At 60.3% G+C, this 14,220-nt stretch carries 19 protein-coding genes and 1 tRNA gene; 17 read left to right on the top strand and 3 right to left on the bottom strand.

The genetic code is table 11. The features are described from left to right. Positions 1-51: 51 nt before the first annotated feature. Together ABFG95_RS12035 and ABFG95_RS12030 are read left to right on the top strand one after the other, a co-directional pair. Positions 52-408: a hypothetical protein gene (locus ABFG95_RS12035; protein WP_348995943.1), complete on the top strand. Its 357-nt coding sequence runs from the start codon at positions 52-54 to the stop codon at positions 406-408. Positions 409-1,703: 1,295 nt separating this feature from the next. Then, positions 1,704-2,138, top strand: a complete 435-nt coding sequence (locus ABFG95_RS12030) for a hypothetical protein (protein ID WP_348995942.1) — start codon at positions 1,704-1,706, stop codon at positions 2,136-2,138. 23 nt (positions 2,139-2,161) lie between these two features. On the opposite strand, the gene ABFG95_RS12025 is transcribed toward ABFG95_RS12030, so the two are convergent. After that, a complete protein-coding gene (locus tag ABFG95_RS12025) occupies positions 2,162-2,854 on the bottom strand; it encodes an XRE family transcriptional regulator (RefSeq protein WP_348995941.1) in 693 nt (230 codons plus the stop codon). Positions 2,855-3,168: 314 nt separating this feature from the next. On the opposite strand from ABFG95_RS12025, the gene ABFG95_RS12020 reads away from it, so the two are divergent. From ABFG95_RS12020 to ABFG95_RS11980, 9 genes are all read left to right on the top strand, one after another. After that, positions 3,169-3,423 carry a hypothetical protein gene (locus ABFG95_RS12020; RefSeq protein WP_348995940.1) on the top strand — a complete coding sequence of 85 codons (255 nt, stop codon included), beginning with the start codon at positions 3,169-3,171 and terminating at the stop codon, positions 3,421-3,423. Between the two features lie 11 nt (positions 3,424-3,434). Then, positions 3,435-3,770, top strand: coding sequence for a hypothetical protein (locus ABFG95_RS12015; protein ID WP_348995939.1), 336 nt, complete (start codon positions 3,435-3,437; stop codon positions 3,768-3,770). Next, on the top strand, positions 3,763-4,068 hold the full coding sequence (locus tag ABFG95_RS12010) for a hypothetical protein (protein WP_348995938.1): 306 nt from the start codon (positions 3,763-3,765) through the stop codon (positions 4,066-4,068). Before ABFG95_RS12015 ends, ABFG95_RS12010 begins: the two co-directional genes overlap by 8 nt. A gap of 14 nt (positions 4,069-4,082) precedes the next feature. Next, the gene (locus ABFG95_RS12005) at positions 4,083-4,550 is read left to right on the top strand and encodes a nuclease domain-containing protein (protein ID WP_348995937.1); all 468 of its coding nucleotides are present in this window, start codon (positions 4,083-4,085) and stop codon (positions 4,548-4,550) included. Between the two features lie 2 nt (positions 4,551-4,552). Then, positions 4,553-5,470, top strand: coding sequence for a helix-turn-helix domain-containing protein (locus ABFG95_RS12000; protein WP_348995936.1), 918 nt, complete (start codon positions 4,553-4,555; stop codon positions 5,468-5,470). Next, complete coding sequence (locus ABFG95_RS11995; RefSeq protein WP_348995935.1) at positions 5,457-6,152, top strand: hypothetical protein; 696 nt, start codon at positions 5,457-5,459, stop codon at positions 6,150-6,152. The genes ABFG95_RS12000 and ABFG95_RS11995 overlap by 14 nt, the downstream gene beginning before the upstream one ends. Next, on the top strand, positions 6,149-6,571 hold the full coding sequence (locus tag ABFG95_RS11990) for a hypothetical protein (protein WP_348995934.1): 423 nt from the start codon (positions 6,149-6,151) through the stop codon (positions 6,569-6,571). The genes ABFG95_RS11995 and ABFG95_RS11990 overlap by 4 nt, the downstream gene beginning before the upstream one ends. After that, positions 6,571-7,212, top strand: a complete 642-nt coding sequence (locus ABFG95_RS11985; RefSeq protein ID WP_348995933.1) for a hypothetical protein — start codon at positions 6,571-6,573, stop codon at positions 7,210-7,212. Before ABFG95_RS11990 ends, ABFG95_RS11985 begins: the two co-directional genes overlap by 1 nt. 113 nt (positions 7,213-7,325) lie before the next feature. After that, a tRNA-Gly gene (locus tag ABFG95_RS11980) sits at positions 7,326-7,399 on the top strand. Positions 7,400-7,464: 65 nt separating this feature from the next. Here ABFG95_RS11980 and ABFG95_RS11975 read toward each other — a convergent pair. Next, positions 7,465-7,854, bottom strand: a complete 390-nt coding sequence (locus ABFG95_RS11975) for a type II toxin-antitoxin system HicB family antitoxin (RefSeq protein ID WP_348995932.1) — start codon at positions 7,852-7,854, stop codon at positions 7,465-7,467. 22 nt (positions 7,855-7,876) lie between these two features. Beyond that, on the bottom strand, positions 7,877-8,059 hold the full coding sequence (locus tag ABFG95_RS11970) for a type II toxin-antitoxin system HicA family toxin (RefSeq protein WP_241049130.1): 183 nt from the start codon (positions 8,057-8,059) through the stop codon (positions 7,877-7,879). A gap of 51 nt (positions 8,060-8,110) precedes the next feature. Between ABFG95_RS11970 and ABFG95_RS11965 the strand changes: the two genes are divergently transcribed. The 6 genes from ABFG95_RS11965 to ABFG95_RS11940 all read left to right on the top strand — a co-directional run bounded on the left by ABFG95_RS11965 (position 8,111) and on the right by ABFG95_RS11940 (position 14,188). Then, complete coding sequence (locus tag ABFG95_RS11965) at positions 8,111-8,491, top strand: HNH endonuclease (protein WP_348996045.1); 381 nt, start codon at positions 8,111-8,113, stop codon at positions 8,489-8,491. A gap of 206 nt (positions 8,492-8,697) precedes the next feature. Further along, the gene (locus tag ABFG95_RS11960; protein WP_348995931.1) at positions 8,698-9,180 is read left to right on the top strand and encodes a phage terminase small subunit P27 family; all 483 of its coding nucleotides are present in this window, start codon (positions 8,698-8,700) and stop codon (positions 9,178-9,180) included. Positions 9,181-9,183: 3 nt separating this feature from the next. Beyond that, positions 9,184-10,908 carry a terminase large subunit gene (locus ABFG95_RS11955; protein WP_348995930.1) on the top strand — a complete coding sequence of 575 codons (1,725 nt, stop codon included), beginning with the start codon at positions 9,184-9,186 and terminating at the stop codon, positions 10,906-10,908. Between the two features lie 153 nt (positions 10,909-11,061). Further along, entirely contained in the window at positions 11,062-12,303 is a 1,242-nt protein-coding gene (locus tag ABFG95_RS11950) for a phage portal protein (RefSeq protein WP_348995929.1), read from the top strand. 10 nt (positions 12,304-12,313) lie between these two features. After that, a complete protein-coding gene (locus ABFG95_RS11945) occupies positions 12,314-12,931 on the top strand; it encodes an HK97 family phage prohead protease (RefSeq protein WP_348995927.1) in 618 nt (205 codons plus the stop codon). 12 nt (positions 12,932-12,943) lie between these two features. Continuing rightward, on the top strand, positions 12,944-14,188 hold the full coding sequence (locus tag ABFG95_RS11940; protein ID WP_348995925.1) for a phage major capsid protein: 1,245 nt from the start codon (positions 12,944-12,946) through the stop codon (positions 14,186-14,188). Positions 14,189-14,220: the final 32 nt, after the last annotated feature.

The raw sequence follows: 14,220 nt of genomic DNA, 5'->3' as shown, positions 1-14,220 counted from the left end.
TAAGTTTTCCGAGAATGTGCCGTCGTATAGGGGTAGCCTCCGGAGAAATCTATGTTTTCGAACCTTGAAATATTCCGCGTTGGAATCCCGTCGTTCCTTACGGCTTTCGTCGTTTTGGCTTTGATGGCGGCCCTTGGCAGACTGTTAATCAAAACTTGGGAAATGCCGGCGGCTGTCTTCTGGGGCTCCGTAGCAGTCTTGTCCGCCCTCTTCATTGGCGGGCCGCTCTGGGACTGGTGGACCGCCGATGATCCATCGAGATTTGTTAGCCGGTTTACTTCCACTGAACCTTTCTTCTCGAAAGACCAACTTTGGTCATTGGTGAAGTTCCGTTTTTGGGGATGCGTGGCGGGAACCATCACGGGCCTAGTTGGGCTGCAAATCTTTGAAAATTGGCGCTGGCGCTAAGCATGCAAATCAAGCCGGCGCTTTGCCGGCTTTTTCTCAGATGGAGCCCTGCCTTGCTGATGAATCGTGAGCAAAACCGCCTCACCGCGGGCGGAGGTCCATTCGCTCACGTCAGACGATGCGGCTTTCTGTGCCGTTCATGAACAACGCGGACCGTCCCCTAACGTCTGTACATGGGGCCTGACGATACCCCGCACGCGGGGCATGAGCCGGGCAGTTGAGAATGAGAGAATTGCGTTCTGGAGCGGCTATGAGTGGAGGTCGGCGGGCACCGTAGGGCGCAGTTATTCAATTAGCGATGACATTCGCTGGCGATGATGACTGTCCACTTTCCACACTAAGCGGGCAAACAGGCTAGATCGTGAGGAACTCATGTACACAGTGATCGTTGTCAGGGACCGACCCGACTTCAGGTGTTTTCTGGATTTGCTTTATGGCCCTGGGCGGGATGTAGATACAGACGGCGATTCGTTCCCCGTGAGCAGCCGCTCGTGGACCTACCTCTACGTGAAAGATCGTGAGAGCGAAGATCCCTGCGTGGAGATCCAGGGTAGCGAGGCAGATGGCGCAATATTCAATGTGCAGTCCGAGTCATCGAGATTGGAAGAACTGACTGCGCTGTACCTGTTCCTGACCTGCGGCGGTTCGATTTCCACTACGGATCAGGAGCTTGACGAGGCTTCTGTCCGTTCGTTGTGCGAGAAATACTCCGTCGAGCTTCGCCGAGCCCGTAGCTCAATATGGCAATTGTCGACGAATGAGTCCCCGTCTCCGTAGGGACAATGGGCCGTCCCTAAACATTGGCCGGTTTCGGTAAGCGCTGACCCGCAGCGCTGGCCGAAACCCGCTTTTCAGCGGACTCGGATTTCATGCCGGGGTTATCGTCGCCACGCCCGGCTGGGCGTTGTCTGGCTGTAGAAGCCCAGACACACAGGGGGCCGGGGGCGCGCTGGCGCCTGGCTAGTCCTGTTTCGCCCTTCCCCGGTGGGGGCGGGCGGCCTCGGTTGTTAAAGAGCGGTGCTACGTGTAAGTGCTGAGTTGGAAGCATAATTACATTAAAACCCATCAAGGTCAAGTAAGCTTACAGTTATGGGCAAAAAAATGCGCTTTTTGCCCATCGATTGGGCCAGCTACCGGGGGCGGCGCGAGCGTCTAGCGTGATAGGCTTTTTGGTCATGGTGCCTCATGTTTGGACGGCGAGGCGGGCAAGGGAAGTAACTGCAATGATGTATGACCTAGGCGGCATGCGCGGCCTGTTCTGTGGCTTTCGGTCCTGTCTACAACAGGAGAAAGACATGCTGGAAAAAATAGATTATCTGCGTCGCGGTGAACTCATCGAAAAAGCTTGCTGGACGATGGCGGCGGTGTCAGTGTTTGGCGGTGTGATTTGCGCAGCCAAGTTCGGCAAGACGGTAAGCAGGACTCTATGGGGCCTGGATGAATCACCAGACGCGGCGCTTGTGATTGCGTGGATTGCCGCCGGCCTGGCGTCTGCAATTATGTGGTTGGCGCTAAGTGGCATCGGAACCATTTTGAGGCGGCTGGGAGCAGCTGACGGTGCTGAAGCGCTTGGGGCGACAATGCCGCGCAGCCTTGCTACAGAGGCGCAAGCATCTACTGAGGCAGGGATACGCAAGAAGGAAGAAAGAGAATCGATTGTTGTGCTGGGCGCCGTCTTGACCTTCTTGGGCCTGCTAGCGGTTGGCGCCCTGGTTCAACGCATGGGCTGAACCGCTCGAATTCTCTGGGCAATTCAGCCCCGCCGGAAATACTTCCGGAGTTCGACCATCGTTCCAATGATGAGTAGGGGTTCCCGGTCGCTGTAGAGCGTTGGGTAGTCATCGTTGAGCGGAACGAGTTCAAAAACTTCGCGGCCATTGGTGTCAATGCCGCGAGGTCGAAATTTCTTGAACGTCGCCTCGTAGCCGCCATTTCTCGCCACCACGAAATCCCCGGGCCGCGGGCAAACTTCCTGATCCACGATGATGCGATCCCCTGGCGTGAACATAGGCGCCATGGATTGGCCGACTATTTCCAGCGCGAAGGCGTGCGCGGATAGGTCTAGGTCAGTCATGAGGTATTCCATCGCCTCACCCGAGAATGCCGAGCCAATCTCCGTTAACTCGCCGGCCTGCACGTAGTTGATGAGGGGCACCCGATGGACGCCGACCGCTGCTGGCTTGACGTTTGCATCGAACGTCAGCGGCGCGGCGGGAGCGCTTGTTTCTGCGGTGGGTGGCTTGCCTTCGCCGTCCGTGAGCCAACGGATAGGTATACGCAGGAAATCGGCAGTTGCAGCCGCATTTGATGCGTTCATCGCGCCGGAGGCACCCGACTGTACCTGGTAGATGGCCTGCGGCTTGATGCCCAGGTGTCGGGCCAACGCGGAAGCCGTGACGCCCCGCAGCGCGAGGGCAAATTTCAGACGATCGCCAAATGTGTTCATGTAAGGATTCTTTCATAGGTATCGACAAGTATGCTTGCATATATTTTGTAAGTATGGTTTTATTCGACTCATGAAACACATTCATCCCGACAACGCAATCATCGACGCCTTTGGCGGAACCGTCGCTCTCGCCAGGGTCTGCGAGTGCAAGCCGCAGGCTGTTTCCCGTTGGCGGAGGGCAGGCATACCGAAGGCGCGCCGCCAGTTTCTCAAGTTGCTTCGGCCCGATCTGTTCAGGCCGACCCCGTTTGCGGGTGAAGGCCGGACTACGTCCGTGCCCAGCGAGGCACAACATCCCGAAGGGAGCCGCCCCCATGCATGAGTTCAAACCCCAACCCCCAATCGTCTTGACGGAGGGCGACCGATATCTGGCCGAAGGTGACCTTATCGCCGTACCTCTGCACGCCATGCCAGGCGGATTGGTGGAGTTCGTCCTCGTGCGTTCTTTCACGAAAGAAGAAATCAGCAACGTGTTTCAGGTCAATGCGCGAGACCTGGAGGCATTGCCGACGCATCGGTTTTCAAAACCGCAAGTGCCGACTGTATTTGCTCTTGAAGCAGCCTCTTGAGGAATGAGCGCATGCATAGCGCGACAACGGCAATAAGTAGGACGCTGACGCGCAGCGATTCAGGGCGTCCGGTGCGCGCAGTACGCGCGCCAGCGGCGGGCAAGGGGGCGGCGCTGTCTCGCGTAGCGGCCATGATGTGCGGCAATGCGAAATTCCAGAAGTGGGTTGAATCCCGTATCGGCGCCGCCCCGCCGGGCGTGAGTCCCAACCAGCACGCGGCGCGTTTCGTGCGCAACGCCTGCGGGATCGACAGCCGCGCCCAGTTGGACCACAACGCAACAGCCGCGACCCTGTTCCATGAGAAGGTGCGCAAGCCGTTCCTGAAGTGGAGCGGCCTGTATGCGTAACACGTTGCACATGTTCAAGGGCTACCGCGTGCCGCCGGCTACGGTCGAGGCGGTGCGGCAGGCCATCATTGACACGCGGCGCCAGGTCGACGTGGTCGCGTTGCGTGCCATGGTGGTGCCGGCGCTGGTGGCGGTCAGCCCGTGGCTGCGCGTCTCGCGCGAAGAGGCGGCTGTGGCCGCGGTGGAATCGTTCCTGTTTGACGCAGTGCGCGCCGGCCTGGTGAAGCGCCATTCGAACGCCTGGACGTTTCCGCACTGGTGGCGCGTGAGGAAGTCGGAGGGGGCGGAATGTCGTTGAGCCGGAAGACCTCCTTGCGTCAGAAGACGCCGATGAAGCGCAGCGCGCCGCTGAAGGCCAAGGCCCCGATGATGCGCGGCAAGCCTATGCCGCCGCCCAGGGCCGCGATGAAGGCCCGCAAGAAGGGCAAGAAGCAGCCCAAGACGATTTACCGCAACCCGGCGCTGCTGGCGCTTGCCAAGGGCCAAGAGTGCCTTGTGCGGGTTCCTAAGTACTGCTGGGGCGGCACCGATTCGACGGTTGCCGCTCATTCCAACCAGATCCGGGACGGGAAGGGGAAGGGCATCAAGGCCCATGACTGGGCCACGGCCCACGCCTGCGGCGGTTGCCACTTCTTCCTAGATCAATCCAAAGCTTCAGGCGAATTGAAGCTGTCCTATTTCGTGCCCGCCCTGCGTCTGACTCGGCTGCGGATCATCGCCATGGGCAAATGGCCCGAGGAAGCCGAGCGCGGGTATCAATCGTTGTACGGAGGTGTGTAGCCATGAGCACCATCATTCAGGCGGCCTGCTGGCCGTTGCAAATGCCCACGTCACAAAAGTTCGTCCTTATCAGCTTGGCAGACAACGCCAACGATGAGGGGGTGTGCTGGCCTTCGATAGACAAAATCGTTGCGCGTACCTGCCTGACCGACCGGACAGTGCAGAAGTGCCTGAAGTGGTTGGAAGAACGCGGAGTTATCAGCCGGCAGAAGCGGCACCGGCGCAGCGCGGTGTACACGGTCACGCCAGAGAACTACCAGACCTGGCGGCATGATGAAGCCTTGCCGGAAGATTCTTCGCCCGAAAATTCTTCACCCGAAAATTCTTCACCCGAAAATTCTTCGCCGGAAGATTCTTCACCCGAAAATTCTTCGGGGGAAAAATGTTCGCCCGAAAAATCTTCGCCCGAAATTGGCGCAGGCAGACCGGAAAATAACTGCATTCTTGACCGGAAAAATCTTCAATTTAGACCGGAAGCAGCTTCACCCAGAACCATAAAGGAATCTAAAGAAGAACCTACAAGGAACCACCAAGGGGCGGGCAAGGGAGCGCAAGCGCCCCCAGGCCCGTCCCTGCCGGCCTGGTTGGACGTTGACGCCTGGGCCATGTTCGACCGATTCCGCCGGAGCAAGGACGCCAAGGCCTGGACGGATGACGCCAGGTCGCTTGCGATCCGGGAGCTCGGCAAACTCCGGGCGGCGGGCCATGACCCAGTCGTGGTGATCGAGCAAAGCGTGTTCCGGGGTTGGCGCGGCCTGTTCCCGCCGAAGGGCGATTTCTTGCTGACCCAGCAGGACCAGCCGATGGTGCGTTCTCGGGCGCAGAAGCTGGCGGACTGGAATGCGGAGTTGGATGAAGTTCTGTCCGAGGGCGCGCAGCCGCCAGAGATTGACATGGGGGCGCTCGATGCAACCCGCTAAGACGCACAAGACGCTGGGGGCGATTGTGGTGGACGAACTGCGCCTGATGTACGGGACGAAGTTCGCTCAGGCATGGGAAGGTCTGACGCCGCGAGCGCTCAAGGAATCGTGGGACCAGAAGTTGGCAGGCATGACCGAGGCGCAAATCCGCGTGGGGCTGGTCGCTTGCCTGTCGCGGGAGTGGCCTCCCACGGTGCCGGAGTTCGTCAAGCTGTGCTTGCCGTGGATGGACCCGGAGGTGGCGTTTTATGACGCGGTTGCGGGTATGTCCGCCCGTAGGCGCGGGGGAATGGGCACATGGGCGCACCCGGCGATTTTTCATGCGGCCGTGGCCGTTGGCACGCATGACTTGCTGAATTGCGGCTATGCCGTCATGCGGGGGCGCTGGGAGCGTGCGTTCCGGGATGAGCTGGCGCGCGGCCAGTGGCCGGCGGTGCCTATGCCGGCCACTGCGCTGCCCGCCCCGGGCGCCACGCTCGCCACGCCGGAGGATGCATCCCAGGCGTTGGCGAAGATCGGGGCCGGGGGCATCGTCAACCCCGCTGGACGCGATCCTCGCCGGTGGGCGCGCCGCATTCTGACGGAGGCGCAACGCAAGGGCGGGAAAGTGCCGTCGCTTGAGGTGTTGCGGATGGCTGAGACGGCTATCGCGGCACCGCTTGATGTGGAGGTACAAGCATGAGCGCGCTTTCTCGAAACAAGGGCGCGGCCTACGAGCGTCGCATTGCCGGCCAGCTGACCGAGGCGACGGGCGCACGCTGGCGCCGGCGGGTCCGCAACCAGAAGGGCGACAGCGACGTGGTGGCCGATGATCCCGCCTTTGATCGCATCAGCGTGGAGTGCAAGCACGCGACCACGCTCTGCCTGCCGGCCTGGTGGCGCCAGGCCCAGGCGCAGGCCGGCGAAACCCGCATTCCCATGCTGGTCTACAAGCGCACGGGGATGATCGGCGACCTGGTGATGCTGGACGCCCACGACCTGAACCCGCGCACCTTTCCCGTGCGGGGGCGCTACACCGTCACGCTCGACTGGGCTGCAGCGATGCAATGGATGCGGGAGAAGCTTCCCGCGAAAGTACCTTATTCCCCGGAGATTTACTGATGACGACGATGACGATTTCCCGCCTACCCACGGTGCCGGCCGTGGCGCTGAAGGCTGAACCTCTCTTCAAGAGCGCCCACGCGGCCTTGGTGTTCGCGCTCAACTACTCCATGCAGCAGTACGACCGGCCGTTGATGAACCGTAAGGCGGCTGGCCCGGCGACTGGCCCCGGTAAGGGGCTCAGCGGCGTGGACGGCGCGGGGCAGGCGGGCATGGTCCGGGTCGAGCTGGCAAAGTTGACGCCGATTCAGCAGGCCGCTCTTGTGGCGAGCGTTGCGCCGCAGCAGCTGCCATGCGAATGCAAGGTTTCGTGCTGCTCGGGCCTGAAGTTGAATCAGGAATGGGCCAATGCTATCCGCGACCTGACAACGGCAGCAGCAGCCGGCGCGCTGTCTGGCTGCTTGTCCAATGGCCGGTTGCGTTCCATGCTCATCCAGAGGCTTTTCGGTGCCAAGGTCACGCTTTCTCAGCTGGCGGAAGATCACAAGGTCGACGAACGCACGGTCAGCGCGCACCATGCGAAGCTCAAGCGGTGGATGTTCGGGGGCGCGGGCGAGGTGGGATTGCACCAGCAGGCCAGCCAGGCGTTTACCCATCGGTTGCGGGCGTGCGGGTGGCTCGACGTGGCAGAGGGCGAATAAATCCTCTTGACGATGTGGTTTTTTACCCCCAATATAGGCGCCTAACGGATACGGTGTATTATTGCGTCCAGCAAAACCCGCCAGGCAAAAGCCGGCGGGTTTTTTGCATTTCTGCGGGCTTGGCCGAGTGGTCAGGCAGTGGCGTTCCAAGCCGCCTATGCGGGTTCGATCCCCGCAGCCCGCTCCATCAAAGGCAGTTGGCGGAGAGGCAGATTGCGGCGGGATTGCGAATCGGCCATGACCGTCGGAAAGTCAGACGTGGGCCATTTCCCGTTCTGCGGCCATAGCCAGAAACGCCGAACGCGACAGATGTCGGGCCTTCGCTTCTTCGTCGATGCGGTGGACAAGGTTCTCAGGCAGGCTGATGTTGAGCCGCACGGCCTTGGTACTGACCTTGGACATGTCGATATCGACCATCATCCAATAACCGCCTCGAAAATCTTCATGGTTGGCCCAGGCCTCGGGCGCAGACGGGGCCGGGATGCCTTCGGTTTCGCCGTAGAAGTGAGCTTCTACGGCTTCCTGCGCTGCGCGAGGAAGGTCTTGCAGATCATCGGCCGCCGCAAAGCAGCCGGGGAAGTCGGGGAAGGACGCCCCGTAGGCGCTGCCTTCGTCCTTATGTACGTGGATCGGGTAGAGCATTCGGTTCTCCTGAATGGCCCGCTTATCGCAGGCCGGCTTGCTTGAGGATGCTGCGCTGTGTCGCTATCGGCAAGTCCTTCTTGGGATGCGGCACTGTGACCTTGCCGGGTTTGGTCGGGTGCTTGAACTGGTGGTGTGAACCAACGGTATGCACCAGATACCAGCCGTCGGCTTTCAGTTGCTTGATGAGGTCTGCGCTGTTCATGTGTGTAATTATACACAATACACAAGAATGCACAACTTTTATCGGCTGGTAATGGTGAGACGAATTTTGCTTCCTTGCCGTCATCGAGGATGCGGCGCCCTGGTTCGCATCCCGGGGTATTGCAATATGCATGCGAAAGAATTCGTAGGTTGGAAGCCCGACCGCGAGCGTGGCAACCGACACCAACGCGGGTATGGAACGGCATGGGATCGCCTGCGGGAATTGATCCTCAAGCGGGATCGCTACCTTTGCCAGTGCGGCGAGTGTCGCAGCACTGGGCGCGTATTGCCCGCGACCGAGGTTGACCACCGCATCCCGAAGGCAGAGGGCGGAACGGATGACCCGCACAACCTTGGAGCGATCAACGTGGATTGCCACAAGCGCAAGACGGCCAAGGAAAGCGCCAGGGCGCGTGCAAGACCTAAGAAGTAGTTTCCCCTGAACTCAACCCGAACGCCTCGCGTGAGGCCGCTGCGCTGCCCACGAAGGCCATTGCACGCCGCCGCCAGGTGGGGGGGGGTAAATCTCTGGGCCGAAGGCCGCCAGTACCGCACCCCTTGGTCTTTTTTTTACGCCCGCGAAATATCAAATTCAGCGGTGCGGCGTATGTGCGCACTTTTTCACCAATGGAGCAGGCTATGGCAGGAGTAGCGGGACGCTCCGGGCGCAAGCCGAAACCAGCGGAAAAGAAGCTGGCCGCCGGCAACCCCGGAAAACGCGCAATCAATAAGGACACCCCGTCATACGGGGAAATCACGAACATCTTTGCGCCGGAATGGTTGCAGGGACACGGGCGCGACCTGTGGGAACATCTGGCGCCGCTGCTGTGCCGAGAAAAGATCCTGCAGGCGACCGATATCCAGAATCTGGAAGCCTATTGCGCTGCCTACGGGCGTTTCCGCAAGGCAGAGGAAGATATTCAAGCCAATGGGATCGTTGTCACCGGCTCGCAGGGCGGGCCGCTGAAAAATCCTGCGGCGACCGTAGCCAATGAGGCGTTGAAGCAGATGGCCACATACGGGTCATTCCTGGGCTTGGACCCGTCCAGCCGGCAGCGCATGCAGGGGCCGAAGAAGCCTGGAGCGGGGAACCCCTTCGCCAAGCTCCTGGGTGGGGGTTGATGCATGGCCGCGCCCCAGTATCCCCGGGTCGCGCAGGCGCTGAAGTTCGCAAAGGATGTGGTCAAGGGCAAGATTCCGGCGTGCCGGTATGTCGTACTGGCGTGTCAGCGACACCTTGACGACCTGGCGACCAGCAAGTCGGCAAAGTATCCCTACCGCTTCAACGCCGCCGAGGCGGAGAAGAAGCTAAACCTTATTGAACTGCTGCCCCATACCAAGGGGGAATGGGCATTCAAACGGCAGTTGGTAACGCTTGAGCCCTGGCAAAAGTTTGGTCTTGCCGCGACGTTCGGATGGGTCCGGAAAAAAGGCGGTTTGCGCCGCTTTCGTGAGTCGTATTGGGAGGTGCCGCGCAAGAACGGCAAAAGCGTGATCGCCGCGGGCGTTGGTATCTCGATGTTCGTGGCCGATGACGAGTTCGGCGCCGAGGTGTACTCGGGCGCGACCACGGAAAAGCAAGCGTGGGAAGTTTTCCGGCCGGCTCGGCTCATGGTCCAGCGCTCGCCAATGCTCGTTGAGCATATGGGAATCGAGGTGAACGCCCAGGCACTCGCCAGGCCAGAGGATGGGAGCCGGTTCGAGCCGATTATCGGCAACCCTGGCGACGGCGCGTCGCCGTCGTGTTCGATTGTGGATGAATACCACGAACACGACAGCGCCGCCCTGTACGAAACCATGCTCACCGGCATGGGAGCGCGTCGCCATCCCTTGATGTTCATCATCACCACGGCCGGCTCCAATATCGAAGGGCCCTGCTACGACAAGCGTCGCGAAGTGATCGAGATGCTTGAGGGCCTGGTGCCCGACGATGAGCTTTTCGGCTGGATTTGGACGCTGGATGAGGGGGACGACTGGACGGATCCGAAGGTGTTGGCGAAGGCCAACCCCAATATGGGTGTCTCGGTCTACGCCGATTACCTAGCCAGCCAGCAGCAACGCGCCATTAAGCAGGCGAGGTTTACCAACACCTTCAAAACGAAGCACCTAAACCTGTGGGTGACTGCCAAGGCGGGCTATTTCAACATCCAGCAGTGGGAAGCGTGCAAGGACGAAACCCTAACGCTGGAGCAATTCGAGGGGCAAAGCTGCATTCTGGCGTTCGACCTGGCGCGCAAGCTGGACATGAACAGCATGGCGCGTGTCTTCTACCGAGATATCGAAGGAAAGCGCCACTACTACAGCGTTGCGCCCCGCTTCTGGGTGCCGGAAGACACGGTTGCCGACACCGACAACCGGCGTATGGCCGAGCGCTTCCAAAAGTGGGTAAACACGGGTCACTTGCACACGTCTGAAGGCGCCGAGATTGACTATCGGGAAATTCTTGCTGAGGCGGAGGAAGCCAACCGGCTAAACCCCGTTTTGGAATCTCCGATCGATCCAAGTGGCGCCACGAACCTGTCGCATCACCTGGACGATGAAGGGTTAACGCCAATCACGGTGGTGCAGAACTACACAAACATGAGCGATCCCATGAAGGAATTGGAGGCCGCGATTCAGTCGGGCCGATTCCATCACGACGGCAATCCGATCATGACCTGGTGTATCAGCAACGTCATTGGCAAGAACCTGCCGGGCAATGACGATGTTGTGCGCCCTATCAAACAGGGCAACGACAACAAAATCGACGGCGCTGTGGCGCTGATTATGGGGATCGGGCGGGCAATGCTTGCCGAGCGGAGCGGGTCCGTTCTGGACCGTCTGACCGACGACGACATTCTGGTTATGTGAGATGAAAAATTTGCTGATTGATGCGGCGGGCCTCGCTGGGCTGGGCTGCTTGGCGGCCGGAGTGTACGTGCAATTCGGTACGGGTGCGTCGTTGATTGTGTCGGGCGCCTTACTACTGGCGTTCGCATTGTGCGCTGCGGCGAGGGGGCGAAAATGATCCTGTCGTCCTTATTCGAAGGGCGCAGCATTGAAAGCCCCTCGGTGCCTCTGACGGGCCAGAATCTTCAAGAGTATCTACACGGCGAAGGCTCGCGCATCTCCGTTACGCCCGAAGGTGCGTTGAGTCTGTCTGCTGTGTATGCGTGCCACTACGTGCTGTCGAGCAACGTAGCCCAGCTGCCGGCCGTGGTGTTGCGCAAGCAGGGTGAGAAGATCACGCCAGCAACGGATCATCCCGCCTTTGACCTGATCCATTCCAAGCCGAACGACTTTCAGACCAGCTACAAGTGGCGCGAGACCAAGCAACACCATGTCCTGGGCTGGGGGAACGGATACACCCGGATCGTGCGGAGCCGGTCGGGCGAGCTGCGCAGTTTGGAATTCTGCGCGCCATGGGCAACAACGTTGATCAAACCGGCGGGCCGCTGGATCTACAGCACGCAGGATGAGGACGGCCATCCCTTGGCCGTACACCCCGACGACATGGTGCATGTACGTGCCCTGGGTTCTAGAGGGCGCATGGGTACAAGCATCATCCAGCAGCATGCGGAGATGCTGGGCCTTGGTTTGGCTGCTCAACGCTACGGGCGAGATTTTTTCGAAGGCGGGGGGCGTCCAACTGGCATCCTGACCGTCAAGGGCGACCTCAAAGATACGTCTTGGAACCGTCTGCGAGATTTCTGGACACGGGCGGTATCGCGCCTTATTCAGTCCGAGAACAAGACGCTTCTACTGCCAGCTGACCTGGACTATCGCGCGCTGACGATTCCGCCAGAGGCGGCGCAGTTTCTCGAAACGCGCAAGATGAACCGCACAGAAATTGCGGCCATCTACAACGTCCCGGCGGACATGATCAACGACCTTGAGCGCGCCACAAATTCGAACATCACCGAGCAAAGCATCCGCTTCGTGCGGTACTCGATGATGCCGTGGGCGGTGAACTGGGAGCAGGAACTTAACTGCAAGCTGTTCACCGCCTCCGAGCGGCGAGCCGGGTACTACGTGAAGCTGAATCTCGCCGGCCTGCTGCGCGGCACCCCGAAAGAACGGGCGGAGTTCTATCACTACGCCATTACAGACGGGTGGATGGATCGCAACGAGGTGCGCGTACTGGAAGACATTAGCCCGCGCGATGGCCTGTCCAAGATGCTGGTCAGCGTCAACGCAAAGCCGGCTGACGAAGTCGGCCAGCCGCCGACAGGATCGCCAGCAGAGTCGCCGGCAGATAGCCAATAGGAAAAGCCCCATGAATGACTTTGAATTGCGCACGCTGGAAAACCAGCCGTGCGAGCTACGCATGTCCGTCGCCGACGAAGTACAGCACCCGCAAATCACCGGCTATGCGTCGGTCTTCAACACCCGGAGCGCCTTGCTTTTCGGCTCCTTTGTCGAGGAAATCGCGCCGGGAGCCTTTGACGATGTGCTGGGCGATGACGTACGGGCGTTGTTCAACCACGACCCGAATTTCGTTCTGGGTCGCACCCGCAGCAACACGCTGCGCCTCGAAATCGATTCTCGCGGCCTGGCCTACACGATCGACCCGCCGGACACGCAGACAGTGCGCGACCTGGTGTTGACTCCGCTAAAGCGTGGCGACGTAACCGGGTCGAGCTTTGGCTTTCGCGTTGCAGCCGATGGCGACGAATGGCGACGCGAGGGAGAAATTGTCGTGCGAACGATCCATAGGCTGGCCGGGCTGCGCGACGTGTCGCCAGTGACGTATCCGGCGTATGGCGATAGCCACGCCGCCCAGCGCTCGCTGGGTAGCTGGAAAAAAAAAGCCGAGGGCATCCAGGAGCTGGCGGCCAAGGCTGTAAACGAGCGTCGCGCACGCGAACGCTTTCTCGAAATCATCTCAATTTAATCGGAGTCCACAATGACCCTTGCAGAACTGAAGAAGAAGCGTGCGCAAGTCGCCACCGAAATGCGCACCTACCACGAAGCCCAAGGCGAAAGCGAGTGGGGTGATGAACAGCGCAATAAGTGGGATGCCATGAAGGCAGACCTCAAGAAGCTGGACGACAAGATCGAGCGCGAAGACACCCTACGCGAGGCCGAGCAGCGCTTTGTCGAGACCAATGGTGAGGAACTGGCGGCCAAGGCATCGGCCGCGGCTGGCGACGCTTCCCCCGACGAGAAGCGAAGCGCCGCTTTCGAGAAATTTTTGCGCCATGGTGCAACCGATCTCACGCCGGAAGAACGTAGCATCATGGCCGAGATGCGCGCGCAGGCCGTGGGCGTCAAGGAAAAGGGCGGCTATACGGTCCCCACGACCTTCGTGGCCCGAGTACAGGAATCGCTGAAGGCTTACGGCGGCATTTCGTCGGTCGCTCAATCGTTGGTGACGGCTGGCGGTAACGTCATCGAATGGCCGACCAGCAACGGTGCGGAGGATGAAGGCGAACTGATCGGCGAAAACACCGATGCGGGCGAAAAGGATATCGAGTTCGGTATGGACTCCATGGGCGCCCATAAGCTCACTTCCAAGGTGATCCGAGTGTCCAATGAACTGTTGGCGGACAGCGGCATCGACATGGAGGCGTATGTAGCGGGCCGGGCCGGTAGCCGTATCGCCCGCGCGCGAGCCCGTTTGATCGTCCAAGGTACTGGCGCCGCGGCGGCAGGTGGAAAACCGGCGCAACCCAAGGGCCTGGAAGCTTCGGCAACCGTAGGGAAGACGACGGCGGACGCCTCCAAATTGAACTGGAAGGAGATCAACGGGCTTATCCACTCGATCGACCCCGCCTACCGCAATGCGCCCAAGTTCCGCCTTGCCTTCAATGACGGCACGTTGCAGCTGATCGAGGAAATGGAAGACGGCCAGGGGCGTCCCCTGTGGATTCCGGGTATCGACTCCGGCGCGCCGCCTCGTATCCTGAAGTACCAGTACGTGGTGGACCAGGCCATTGCGGATATCGGCGCGGGCAAAAAGTTCATGTACGCGGGCGACTTCAACGAGTTCATCGTGCGGGATGTGCGCTACATGACCCTCAAGCGCCTGGTAGAGCGCTACGCCGAGTTCGATCAGACCGGGTTCCTGGTCTTCGCGCGCTTCGGCTGCGTTCTGCAAGACACCGCCGCTATCAAGGCGCTGCAAGGGAAGCCGGCCGCCGGGGGCTAATCGAAAGGGAGGCGGGCCGGGAAACCGGCCCG

Origin of the sequence: Achromobacter sp. HNDS-1, from assembly GCF_040084795.1 — a bacterium.
Taxonomy (GTDB): Bacteria; Pseudomonadota; Gammaproteobacteria; order Burkholderiales; family Burkholderiaceae_B; genus Achromobacter; species Achromobacter ruhlandii.
The sequence above is the reverse complement of the archived record's forward strand: the minus strand, read 5'-3'. Positions and strand labels throughout refer to the sequence as shown.

Excerpts from the sequence above, each read along its gene's own strand:
- ABFG95_RS11955 (WP_348995930.1), top strand. The coding sequence starts at position 9,184 with ATGGCCGCGCCCCAGTATCCCCGGGTCGCGCAGGCGCTGAAGTTCGCA.
- ABFG95_RS11970 (WP_241049130.1), bottom strand. The coding sequence starts at position 8,059 with ATGAACAGCGCAGACCTCATCAAGCAACTGAAAGCCGACGGCTGGTAT.
- ABFG95_RS11945 (WP_348995927.1), top strand. The coding sequence starts at position 12,314 with ATGAATGACTTTGAATTGCGCACGCTGGAAAACCAGCCGTGCGAGCTA.
- ABFG95_RS12000 (WP_348995936.1), top strand. The coding sequence starts at position 4,553 with ATGAGCACCATCATTCAGGCGGCCTGCTGGCCGTTGCAAATGCCCACG.
- ABFG95_RS11985 (WP_348995933.1), top strand. The coding sequence starts at position 6,571 with ATGACGACGATGACGATTTCCCGCCTACCCACGGTGCCGGCCGTGGCG.
- ABFG95_RS12010 (WP_348995938.1), top strand. The coding sequence starts at position 3,763 with ATGCGTAACACGTTGCACATGTTCAAGGGCTACCGCGTGCCGCCGGCT.
- ABFG95_RS11990 (WP_348995934.1), top strand. The coding sequence starts at position 6,149 with ATGAGCGCGCTTTCTCGAAACAAGGGCGCGGCCTACGAGCGTCGCATT.
- ABFG95_RS11975 (WP_348995932.1), bottom strand. The coding sequence starts at position 7,854 with ATGCTCTACCCGATCCACGTACATAAGGACGAAGGCAGCGCCTACGGG.
- ABFG95_RS12020 (WP_348995940.1), top strand. The coding sequence starts at position 3,169 with ATGCATGAGTTCAAACCCCAACCCCCAATCGTCTTGACGGAGGGCGAC.
- ABFG95_RS11940 (WP_348995925.1), top strand. The coding sequence starts at position 12,944 with ATGACCCTTGCAGAACTGAAGAAGAAGCGTGCGCAAGTCGCCACCGAA.
- ABFG95_RS12015 (WP_348995939.1), top strand. The coding sequence starts at position 3,435 with ATGCATAGCGCGACAACGGCAATAAGTAGGACGCTGACGCGCAGCGAT.
- ABFG95_RS11965 (WP_348996045.1), top strand. The coding sequence starts at position 8,111 with ATGGTGAGACGAATTTTGCTTCCTTGCCGTCATCGAGGATGCGGCGCC.
- ABFG95_RS12035 (WP_348995943.1), top strand. The coding sequence starts at position 52 with ATGTTTTCGAACCTTGAAATATTCCGCGTTGGAATCCCGTCGTTCCTT.
- ABFG95_RS12030 (WP_348995942.1), top strand. The coding sequence starts at position 1,704 with ATGCTGGAAAAAATAGATTATCTGCGTCGCGGTGAACTCATCGAAAAA.
- ABFG95_RS11950 (WP_348995929.1), top strand. The coding sequence starts at position 11,062 with ATGATCCTGTCGTCCTTATTCGAAGGGCGCAGCATTGAAAGCCCCTCG.
- ABFG95_RS11960 (WP_348995931.1), top strand. The coding sequence starts at position 8,698 with ATGGCAGGAGTAGCGGGACGCTCCGGGCGCAAGCCGAAACCAGCGGAA.
- ABFG95_RS11995 (WP_348995935.1), top strand. The coding sequence starts at position 5,457 with ATGCAACCCGCTAAGACGCACAAGACGCTGGGGGCGATTGTGGTGGAC.
- ABFG95_RS12025 (WP_348995941.1), bottom strand. The coding sequence starts at position 2,854 with ATGAACACATTTGGCGATCGTCTGAAATTTGCCCTCGCGCTGCGGGGC.